This window comes from Oerskovia merdavium (assembly GCF_014836755.1).
Classification (GTDB): domain Bacteria; phylum Actinomycetota; class Actinomycetes; order Actinomycetales; family Cellulomonadaceae; genus Oerskovia; species Oerskovia merdavium.
Window position 1 is genome coordinate 107,751 of the sequence record NZ_JACSQF010000001.1, and the last position, 10,420, is coordinate 118,170.

A 10,420-nucleotide genomic window follows, 5' to 3' on the forward strand; every position below is an offset into this window, starting at 1 on the left:
GTCCGCGACGGCGGCCGCGCCCCCTCCCGGGCCCGAGGGCGTCGCGTCCGCCGGGCCCGGAACCTCGCCGTCGCCGGTGGCCGCGGTGGGCACCCGGCCCCGGTCTCCGACGTGGAGCGTCACTGCGCGTCCAGGATGTCCTGGTAGAACGCGCGCAGCTCGTCACCGCCGGCGGACTTCCACGTGGTGATCGCCGCGTCGAGGTCCGTCATGGACTTGCGGCCGCGCGCGATGTCCTTCTCGAGGTCCTCGAACGGCTGGGCGATCGAGGCGTACTGGTTGGGCTCGGTGATCTGCTGTCCGTAGAAGACCGGGTCGACGGTCGTCTTCGCGGCGTCGGCCATCCAGGTGCAGAAGGCCTCGACGAAGCCCGGGTACTGGACCTTGGCGTTCACGACCGGCGGGTCGGTGAGGAAGATGAAGGTCGGCTGGAGCTCGGTCGCCGCCCGGTCGGTCGAGACGGGGAGGTTGTTCTCGTCCAGGTCGTAGTGGACGCCCTCGACCCCGTAGTTGATGAGCGCGAACTCCTCGGTGCCGAACGGGGACGCCAGGAAGTTCGCGACCGTCAGCAGCTCTTCGATCTTGGCCTTGTCGGAGTTCTTCTTGAGGAAGCTGAAGATGTTCGCGGGGTTGCCCTTGAAGAGCGTGGCCTTGCCGCCGTCGGCCGCGAAAGGGGCGAAGGGCAGCTGCGAGTACGCGGCGTTGATGGGGAGGTTGCGTCCCAGCGCCTCGTGCCAGCCGCCCAGGCCGTCGCTCGAGATGAGGACCTGGCCCGACTCGAAGCGCTGCTTGGCGTCGCCGGAGTTGTCCGCGACCGCGTCGGGGTGGACGGAGCCCTGCGCGTAGAGCTTGGACTGCCACTCGAGCGCCGCTCGGTACTCGTCGGTCTCGACCCGGTGGACCAGCTTGCCCTCGTCGTCGACCTTCCACTTCGGGGGGACGGAGTACATCTGCGTGGCCGTGACCCACAGGTCGTTGGCCCCCCACCGCTTGGCCGCAGGGTCCGTGACCTCCTTGGCGAGGTCGAGCAGCTCCTGGGCGTTCGTGGGCTGCGCCGTGATGCCGAGCTCGTCGAACACGTCCGCACGGTAGAACGTGGCGTCGGTGATGATCTCGCCGGGGAAGGGCAGCGCGTACAGCTTGTCGTTGAAGACGCAGAACTTCCAGGTGTCGGTCGAGATGTTCGCGAGGTTGGGGTACTTCTTGACGGCGTCGCCCGCGAGGAACGGTGTGAGGTCCTCGAACAGCGCGTCGACGGCCTGGCCGAAGCGCGGCGGCACGTTCCAGGAGGGGATCGAGACCCAGTCCGGGACGTCCTTCGCGGAGGCGAGCACGGCCGCGAGCTTGTCCCCGTAGGTGTTGCCGTCGCTGATCTGGAACGCGAGCGTGGTCCCCGACGCCTCGTTGACCGCGTCGAAGTACTGGTTGCCCTTGGTCGGCGGGATGGTGCCCCACAGCGGCGTCATCGCGGTGTAGGTGCCGCCGCTCCCGGGCGGCTTCGGGAACGCCTTGACGAGCTCCTTCGGGATCGAGGCGTAGCCCGCCGTCGAACCGTTGACGCTCGGGAAGTCGGGCGAGACGTACTCGACCGGGAAGTACCCCGGGAGCACGCCCGCGCTGACCTTGCCTGCCGTGGCGGCGTTCACCCCGGCGCCCGCGGTGCTGCACGACGAGAGCAGCGAGGGCACGCCGACCACGGCGATCCCGGCGCCGAGCAGGCCGAGGAACGAGCGGCGGTTGAGCGTGCCCTGCATCGGTGCGGTAGCTGATTGCCTCTTCATGGGCGTTCTTCACTCCTTCGTGGATAACGCGGCACGGCATCGTGCCATGGTGCGGACCGGCGGAGCCAGACCGTTGTGGATGCTCGTCGTCAGCCTCGAAGAACGTCGAAGCGGTTCGACGCCCAGGACTCTATGGCACGCGCACCGGGTGAAGCAATAGCAACCGTGGAAACGCGACCACCTTGCCTCGGCGCACGATCTGGTGGACGATACCGACACCCCTCTTGGCCTGTACGTACCCGGTTCATTGTCGAACCGTTTCGAAGAACGAGGAGCCATGCACTCTCTCCACGACGCCCCCGACCTGGCCCAGGACGCCCCGGACCTCGACCCCGTCGAGGCCCGGGCCGCCGCGGTCCTCGCGCTCCTGACGCTCGACGAGAAGATCGCCATGCTGCACCAGGCGGCCCCGGCCGTCGAGCGGCTGGGGCTCGCCCCGTTCCGCACGGGCACCGAGGCCCTGCACGGGGTCTCGTGGCTCGGCACCGCGACGGTCTTCCCCCAGCCCGTGGGGCTCGCGGCCGCGTGGGACGAGGACCTGCTCACCCGCGTGGGCGACGCGGTCGCGACCGAGGTCCGGGCCAAGCACGCGGCCGACCCCACGGTGAGCCTCAACGTCTGGGCACCTGTCGTGAACCCGCTGCGCCACCCCCTCTGGGGCCGTGGCGAGGAGGGCTTCTCCGAGGATCCTCACCTGACCGCAGAGCTCGCGACGGCCTACGCCCGGGGGCTGCGCGGCACGCACCCGACGGTCTGGAAGACCGTGCCGACGCTCAAGCACTTCCTCGGCTACTCGAACGAGGTCGACCGGTCGGTCACGAGCTCGCACCTCCCACCTCAGGCACTGCGCGAGTACGAGCTCCCCGCCTATCGGGGCGCGGTCGCCTCCGGCGCGGTCGGAGCCGTCATGCCGTCCTACAACCTCGTCAACGGGCGTCCCAACCACGTCGCCCGCGAGCTCCTGGACGAGCTGCGGGGGTGGGCCCCGGGCTCGATCGCGGTGGTCTCCGACGCCGCGGCCCCCACCAACCTGGTCGAGTCCGAGCGCTACTTCCCGACGCACACCGCGTCGCACGCCGCCGCGCTGCGGGCCGGCGTCGACTCGTTCACCGACAACGACGCCGACCCCCGCCTCACGGTCGAGCGCGTCACGGCGGCGCTCGCCGCCGGCCTGGTCAGCGAGGCCGACGTCGACCGCGCGGTCCTGCGCCTCCTCGTCCTGCGCGCCCGGACGGGCGAGCTCTCCCCACCCGACCAGGACCCCTACCGGTCGATCGGCCCCGACGCGATCGACCTGCCCCAGCACCGAGCGCTCGCGCGCGAGGCGGTCGCGCGCGGCGTCGTCGTGCTCTCGAACCGCGGGGCGCTGCCGCTCCCTGCCGCCCCGACCCGGGTCGCGGTCGTCGGCCCCCACGCCGACCGGGTGGTCCACGACTGGTACTCGGGCACACCGCCGTACACCACGTCGATCGCCGCAGCTCTCGTCGCGCGCTACCCGGGAGCGGAGGTCCTCGTCGCCGACGGCGCCGACCGGGTCGCGCTGCGCTCCCGCTCGACGGGTGCGTACGTCGAGGTGAGCGACGACGCGTCGGTCCTGACCGCGACGTCCCCGACCTCGACGCGCAGCACCCACCTCGACGTGACCGACTGGGGTGAGGGGGTCCTGACGCTGCGCTCGGTCGGGAGCGGCCGCCTGCTCACCGGGTCCTCGTGGATCCTCGCGGCGGACGCCGAGCGGATCGGCGGCTGGGTCGCGCAGGAGACCTTCCGCTCGCACCGCCACGCCGACGGGTCCTGGTCGCTCCAGCACGTCGGGAGCCGCCGGTGGGTGCGCGTCCAGCACGGCAGCGGCCTGCTGGTCGCCGACGCCGACGACGCTGCGGCCGCCGAGCGGTTCACGGTGCGGACCGTGCGGGCCGGCGCCCCGGAGGTCGCCCGGGTCGCTGCGGAGGCCGACGTCGTCCTCGTCGCGGTGGGCAACGACCCGCACGTGCTGGGCCGGGAGACCGAGGACCGCCCGCACCTCGATCTGCCCACGGGCGCGCAGGAGATCTGGAAGGTCGCGCACGAGTCGGGCCGACCCGCCGTGCTCGTGGTCGTCTCGAGCTACCCCTACGCCCTGGGGTCCGTCGCCGACGAGGCCGCCGCGGTCGTGTGGACGTCGCACGGCGGGCAGGAGCTGGGTCCGGGGCTCGTCGACGTGCTCTCGGGCGACCTCGAGCCGACCGGACGCCTCGCGCAGACGTGGTGGCGAGAGACCCGGGACGCGGGCGAGATCCTCGACTACGACGTCGTGTCGGCCGGCACGACCTACTGGTACAGCGACGCCGACCCTCTGTACGCGTTCGGGCACGGCCTGTCCTGGTCCACGGTCGCGTACGACGCGATCACGCTCTCGACCCCCGAGCTCCCGTCCGCGACCGGGACGACCCCCGAGGAGGTGACCGCCCGGGTCGCGCCCCTGACCGCGACCGTGCGCCTGCGCAACACGGGGGCCCGACCGGTCGACGAGCTCGTGGCCCTGTACGGGGTCACCCGGGACCTGCCGGTGGCCGCGCCACGCCGTCGCCTCGTGGCACGCACCCGGGTACACCTCGCGCCGGGCGAGGCCGCGAGCGTCGACCTCGCGATCGACGTCTCGCGGCTCGCCGTCTGGGACGTGGGCGTGAGCACGCAGGGTCCGGGCACGTCGACGCCCGGGGCCTTCCACCTCCAGCCGGGCGGCTACGAGATCGGCACGGGGCCGTCGAGCGTCGATCTCCCGGTCCGCGCTCCCCTGCGGGTCACGGGCACACCACGCCCCGCCCGCCCCCTCGACGGGGTGACGCTCCTCGCTCACGGGTTCGACGCGTACGACGGCGTGCTCACGAGCGACCGCACCCCCGAGGAGGGCTCGGCGATCGAGGTCGCGGCCGGCCGGACGTCGGGCTGGGCGCGCTACGACGGCCTCGTGCTCGACGGCGGGCCGCGCGCGACGTTGTCGGTCGCCTCGACGACCGGGCCCCGTACGGGCCACGCGCCCGGTGCGGGCGGGGACGGGCCGGGCTCCGGCGCCGGCGGCCCGGGGACACCGGACGGCCCGTCCGTGGGGACCGTCGAGCTCCTGGTCCGTCGCGCCGGGGACCGCGCCGGCACCTGGGAGCCCGTGGGCCGGGTCGAGGTCGGGGCGTCGGGCCGCTACTCGTGGCGGGACGCCGCCCTCGACGTCCCGGACACGATCACGGGCGCCGTGGACCTCCTCGCCCGGGTCGAGGGCGCCGCACGGCTCGCCTCGATCCGGTTCTGAGGCGAGCAGCGACCGGCTCCGGTCAGACGACCGGCAGGCCCCCACGCCACACTGCGAGCGGCGTCAGGTCGGCGTCGGTCACGACGACGTCGGCACGGCGCCCGGCCTCGAGCGCTCCGATGTCCGAGCGCCCCAGGACGCCTGCGGGCGTGTACGAGGCTGCCTTGACCGCGTCGACGAGCGGGATGCCGAACCCGGTCGTCGCCCGCACCACGTCGAGCAGGTGGAACGTGCCGCCTGCGATCGAACCCTCGGGCGTGCCGTCGTCGAGCCGTGCGACGCCGTCGGCGACCGTCACGGCCATGGGGCCGAGCTGGTAGGTGCCGTCCGCCATGCCCGCGGCGGCCATCGCGTCGGTGACGAGCACGATCGCGTCGGGCCCGACGAGCTCGAACACGCTGCGCACGGTCCCGGCCGCGAGGTGGGTGCCGTCGGCCACGAGCTCGACCACGAGCTCGCCGCGCGCCGCGGCCGCCAGGCACGCCGCGACGGGGCCCGGCGCCCGGTGGTGCAGGGGCCGCATGCCGTTGAACAGGTGCGTCGCGGTCAGGCGCGGCGCCGGACCGACGGGCTCGCCCGCCGCGACCTGCGCCGCCCGGCGCGCCGCGAGGGCCGCGACCCCCTCGGCGATCGCGGCGTCGGTCTGCTCGGACGAGGCGTCGGTGTGCCCGATCGAGGGGACCGCGCCGACCTCGACGAGCATCTCGACGACGCCCCCGGGACCCGTGTTGCCCGGGACCTCGGGCGCGAACGTCATGGTGCGGAAGTGGCCGCGCCCGGCCTCGGCGATGGCCCGGACCAGGTCGGGGTCGCCCGCGAGCATGTCGTGCGGGTTCTGCGCACCGCAGCGCACCTCCGACAGGAACGGACCTTCGAGGTGGATGCCCGCGATCTCGCCCGCGTCTCCCAGGTCGGCGAGCGTCGCGACCCTCCGCAGGAGCGTCTCGCGCTCGGCCGTCACGAGCGAGGCGACCAGGCTCGTGGTCCCGTGGCGCCGGTGCTCACGCACCGCGACGAGAGCCTGCTCGGCGTCCTCGGCGTCCGGGAAGCTCGCACCGCCGCCGCCGTGGTTGTGCAGCTCGACGAGCCCGGGCAGGACGACCTGACCATCGACCGGAGCCTCGGCCGCCTCGACCTCGGCGCCGTACCCGGCGGCTGCGGCGTCCCGGCGGTCGCCGACCCACGCGATCGTCGCCCCGTCGAGGACGACGACGCCGTCCTCGACGACCTCCTGCGGGGTGACCACGCGCCCACGCAGTGCGGAGCGCGCGGCTCCTGCGGACGACGGGACGATGGGCTGCGGGGAGGCGTTCGACGTCATGTCCTCATTCTTGCGCACTTCGTTCGGACGACGCACGAATGGTCACGGTACCCACCGCAGGGCGGTCGAGGGCCGAGACGACGACTCATCCGTCGCGCAGGAGCCGACGCGCCGCCCGGGCGAGGTGTGCGATGTACAGGCGCTGGAAGGTCGGGACGAACAGGCGCAGCGCCGAGACCCAGCGTGCCGCGGGGTTGCTGAAGACGTCCACCACGAACCACACGTCCCCGGCCGCGTCCCGCTCGAGCACGAACGCCTCCTCCCCCACGAACACGTGCCCGGGGAGCGTCCCGTAGCCGAACCCGATGCGCTGCTCCTCGCGCTCGACCCACACGATCTCGCAGGGCTCGTTCAGCCGCACCCTCCCCACCCCGAGCTGCGTGACGACACGCCCACCCGGCTCGGCGACCGGGGCCGACGTCTCGATCCGCACGTGCGCCGCCGCGTGCACCTGCCAGGTCAGGAGCTGCTCGCCCAGGCGCCCGAGCTCCGCGACCGAGCACGGGCGCTCGGACAGCCGGTGGCGCAGGCGGAGGTGGGCGTAGCCCGGGGGCAGCTCCGCGGCGCGCGTCGCGCCCACCTCGGGGTAGGTCGTCCGGCTCTGCGTCATGCCTGTCTCCGTCCTGGGGTCCTGCTGGGTCTGTGTGGCCGGCTGGCTGTTCCTTGCAGTGCGGGGCCGCCGGGCCTCGAGCGCTCGAGCCGCCACCCCCGCGCGCCCCGGACCGTCCGGAGCCCCAGCAGCGTGCACAGCGCGAACCCGACCGCGTTGGCCACGCCGTGCGTCGCGGCCATCTGCCCGATGCTCGGGTGCGGCAGCCCGGTCGCCTCACCCACGGCCCACCACACCGCGAGCAGCATCGAGCACGCCACCGCGACGGATCCGGCGACGAGCAGTCCCCGTGCCCAGCCCCGTGCCGCAAGCCCGAGGACGGCCCACGCGGTGCACCACAGCGCCCCCGTGAGCACGAGCGCACCCGCCAGCTCGGCCACGTCGCCCACGAGGTAGCCCACGAGGACCAGTCCCGTGCCGACCGGGACGCCCCACGCGCCGGCGCGTGCGGCGCGGCTCCGGGTTCGGGTTCGGCCGCGGTCCCGGCTCACCATGTGCTCGGGAGAACCGGGAGAGCGAGACTCGTCGATCCCGACGACGAGCCCCGCGACCAGGGCCGCCGCGAAACCCGCGAAGAGCATGTGCGGGACGGTCAGCGCGAGATAGGTCCCCGAGAAGCCGAGCAGACCCCAGCCCCCGCGATCGGCGAGCATCGCAGCGGCACCGACGCTCGGCAGGGCGAGCGCCACGCCCACGGCGAGCCGCACGGCGAGCGGTCGCGGCGCCGTCGGGCCGGGAAGGGCCCCGCGGACCGCGGCCACGAGCAGGACCGCCGATCCCCCGAGGAAGGGGACCGTCGCGAGCTGCCCCGCCGGGCCGTGCGGGAGCCACGCTCCCGCGGCCGCGGCGGCCCCGGCCACAGGCCACCACGGACCGCCCGCCCCGGGCACGACGCGCGACCCGAGCAGCGACAGCCCGAGCGGGAGGACCACGACGAGCCCGAGCGCGACCACGAGGTCGACGAGCAGGGCCGTCGCCGGGGACACCTCAGCCTCGCAGGGACGAGGTCAGGCGCAGGACGTCGTCGACGACCCCGCGCGCGACGGGCAGGCGTGACAGGCGCACGAGCTTCCCCACGACGGGGCTCGCCCCGGCGACCAGGCGCCGGGTCCGCGCCGTGCCCGACGACGAGTCCTGGACCCAGAAGAGCGTCACCCCGAGCTGGGCGAACCAGAGCAGCTCGGGAAGCTGGGCCCGCAAGGTGGGCGGCACCGCGGGCGAGGCTCCGGCCACGAGGTCCTCGAAGATCCCGAGCGAGAGCTCGCGGGACTCCCGGGACGCCTCGCTGAACGGGTTGGCGGCCGCACCCGGCCGGATCGCGACCGAGACGAACTCCGCACCGAACGAGTGGTACGGCGCGAAGACGTCGACCGACGCGTCGAGCACGCGCCGCAGCCGCTCGGCGAGAGAACCACCCTGCGCGAGGATCTCGTCGGCAGCGGCCCGGTGGGCGCGCAGGACGTCGAGGTACAGCTCCTGGACCAGGTGGTCCTTGGACGGGAAGTAGTAGTAGGCGTTGCCCGTGCTCACGCCCGCCTCCGCCGCGATGGCCCGCATGGTCGTGGCCTCGTACCCCTGCTCGCGCAGCATCGCGAGGGCCACCCCGAGGACCTTGGCCCGGGTCTCCTCCGACTTGGGCGTGGGGCTCACGGGGTCGTCTCGGTCGTGGTGCCGGAGGGGTTTTTGAACATGTTCAAAAATGTAGCACGAGAGAAGCCCGCACGCGGGCGGGCGTGCGGGCTCCAGGTCAGAAGAGGCGCGAGTCCACGTCGTCGACCCCGCGCATCGCGTCGTAGTCCAGGACCAGGCAACCGATCCCCCGGTCCGTCGCCAGCACACGCGCCTGAGGCTTGATCTCCTGTGCCGCGAACACTCCGCGCACCGGGGCCAGCAGCGGGTCGCGGTTCAGCAGATCGAGGTAGCGGGTGAGCTGCTCGACACCGTCGATGTCACCGCGGCGCTTGATCTCGACCGCGACCGTCGCGCCGTCCTTGTCGCGGGCCAGGATGTCGACCGGACCGATCGCCGTGGGGTACTCCCGGCGGATCAGGGAGTGCCCCGTGCCGAGGAGCTGGATCTGCGCCGCGAGCATCTCCTGCAGGTGGGCCTCGACGCCGTCCTTGATGAGACCCGGGTCGACGCCGAGGTCGTGGGCCGAGTCGTGCAGCACCTCGTGCAGCTCGATCTCGAGGCGGTCGTCGCTCTTGGCGTGCTGCACGGCCCACACCTGGGTCACGCCGCGCTCCCGTGCCGTCTCGTCGGGTTCGGTGACCGCCATGGAGCACGGAGGGCTCATCCAGTTGAGCGGCTTGTACGAGCCGCCGTCCGAGTGGAGGAGCACGCTGCCGTCGGCCTTGACGAGCAGCACACGGGTCGCGAGCGGGAGATGGGCCGAGAGCCGACCGGTGTAGTGGGCCGAGCACTGGGCAACCACGAGACGCACGAAGAACTCCTCAGACCGGGATGGTGCAAGACCGGGGACGACGACGGAGAGCGACGCTTGCGCAGCGCCGACCGGGGGACGAGCGGGTGGGGCGGCCTCCCCTGGGGGGCGGCGCCGGGGACGGACGGGCGGGTCGGTGCCGGCCGGGAGGACGGACAGGCCGTCGCGGCGGACGAGCAGGCTGCCGACAGAGCCTCAGACGACCACACCGCGGCGCCCGGGCGGGGCCGCCTCGAGCCACGATGCCAGACCCGCGTAGGCACCGCTCGACATGAGCAGCTCGAACCGCATGCCCTCGTACGAGCACTCGACCAGGAAGAGGTCGCGCTCAGGGGCCTCGACGGGGCGGCGGGACACGATCACGAGGTCCTGGCGGCGCCAGGACCTCGCAGGGCGCAGGGACAGGGACCAGCAACGCCACCAGTCGATGCGACCGACGCCGTAGTGCGCGATGCCGAGCGACCAGGAGGCCTGCTCGGCCCCCGCCGGGCGAGCGCTGCACTCGAACGAGCCCACCCGGTGGGCGATGGCCCGAAGACGCAACGCTCCCAGCCCGACCACGACCAGGACAACCAGAAGGAGTCCGATCGCGATCCAGGCGGGGAGCGGCACGTGTGCTACCTGGTCCCGTCAGTGGCCGGAGACGGCCGAGGCGTCGAGCACCTCGGCGTCGTCGACCACGAGCATGACCTGGTTGGAGTCCACCGAGAGGAAGCCCCCGGTGACCTTGACGGCGATCTTCTCGCCGGAGACCCCGGTGATCCGGACGGTGCCCGCCTCCAGGACGGACAGGACCGGTGAGTGGTCCGCGAGGATCCCGATCTCACCGTCGGCGGCCGGCGCGCTCACGGCGCGCGCGGTCCCGGACCAGATCTTGCGGTCCGCCGCCACGAGGTCGACGTTCAGTTGTGCCACTTGAACTCCTTCATGTCGGTGCACGGGTCTGACGAAGCGCGCCGCGTGCTCGGCCGGTGGGCCG

Annotated in this window: 9 protein-coding genes; 1 reads left to right on the forward strand and 8 read right to left on the reverse strand. The window is 73.3% G+C overall.

The genetic code is table 11. From position 1 onward, the window contains the following. Positions 1-119: 119 nt before the first annotated feature. The gene (locus H9641_RS00360) at positions 120-1,781 is read right to left on the reverse strand and encodes an extracellular solute-binding protein (RefSeq protein ID WP_191799984.1); all 1,662 of its coding nucleotides are present in this window, start codon (positions 1,779-1,781) and stop codon (positions 120-122) included. Positions 1,782-2,058: 277 nt separating this feature from the next. On the opposite strand from H9641_RS00360, the gene H9641_RS00365 reads away from it, so the two are divergent. After that, entirely contained in the window at positions 2,059-5,067 is a 3,009-nt protein-coding gene (locus tag H9641_RS00365; protein ID WP_191799986.1) for a glycoside hydrolase family 3 C-terminal domain-containing protein, read from the forward strand. Positions 5,068-5,089: 22 nt separating this feature from the next. Here H9641_RS00365 and H9641_RS00370 read toward each other — a convergent pair whose 3' ends face one another. From H9641_RS00370 to H9641_RS00400, 7 genes are all read right to left on the reverse strand, one after another. Beyond that, positions 5,090-6,388 (reverse strand): N-acetylglucosamine-6-phosphate deacetylase, encoded by a 1,299-nt coding sequence (locus H9641_RS00370; protein WP_191799989.1) that lies wholly within the window; start codon positions 6,386-6,388, stop codon positions 5,090-5,092. A gap of 85 nt (positions 6,389-6,473) precedes the next feature. Next, positions 6,474-6,998: a DUF1990 family protein gene (locus tag H9641_RS00375; RefSeq protein WP_191799991.1), complete on the reverse strand. Its 525-nt coding sequence runs from the start codon at positions 6,996-6,998 to the stop codon at positions 6,474-6,476. Further along, positions 6,995-7,984: a YndJ family protein gene (locus tag H9641_RS00380; protein WP_191799993.1), complete on the reverse strand. Its 990-nt coding sequence runs from the start codon at positions 7,982-7,984 to the stop codon at positions 6,995-6,997. The genes H9641_RS00375 and H9641_RS00380 overlap by 4 nt, the downstream gene beginning before the upstream one ends. Before the next feature lies 1 nt (position 7,985). Further along, on the reverse strand, positions 7,986-8,648 hold the full coding sequence (locus tag H9641_RS00385) for a TetR/AcrR family transcriptional regulator (protein WP_191799995.1): 663 nt from the start codon (positions 8,646-8,648) through the stop codon (positions 7,986-7,988). A 97-nt stretch (positions 8,649-8,745) separates the two neighbouring features. Beyond that, entirely contained in the window at positions 8,746-9,441 is a 696-nt protein-coding gene (nucS, locus tag H9641_RS00390; protein WP_191799997.1) for an endonuclease NucS, read from the reverse strand. A gap of 195 nt (positions 9,442-9,636) precedes the next feature. Then, complete coding sequence (locus H9641_RS00395; RefSeq protein WP_191799999.1) at positions 9,637-10,053, reverse strand: DUF2550 domain-containing protein; 417 nt, start codon at positions 10,051-10,053, stop codon at positions 9,637-9,639. A gap of 18 nt (positions 10,054-10,071) precedes the next feature. Next, positions 10,072-10,356 carry a F0F1 ATP synthase subunit epsilon gene (locus H9641_RS00400; protein WP_056646193.1) on the reverse strand — a complete coding sequence of 95 codons (285 nt, stop codon included), beginning with the start codon at positions 10,354-10,356 and terminating at the stop codon, positions 10,072-10,074. Positions 10,357-10,420: the final 64 nt, after the last annotated feature.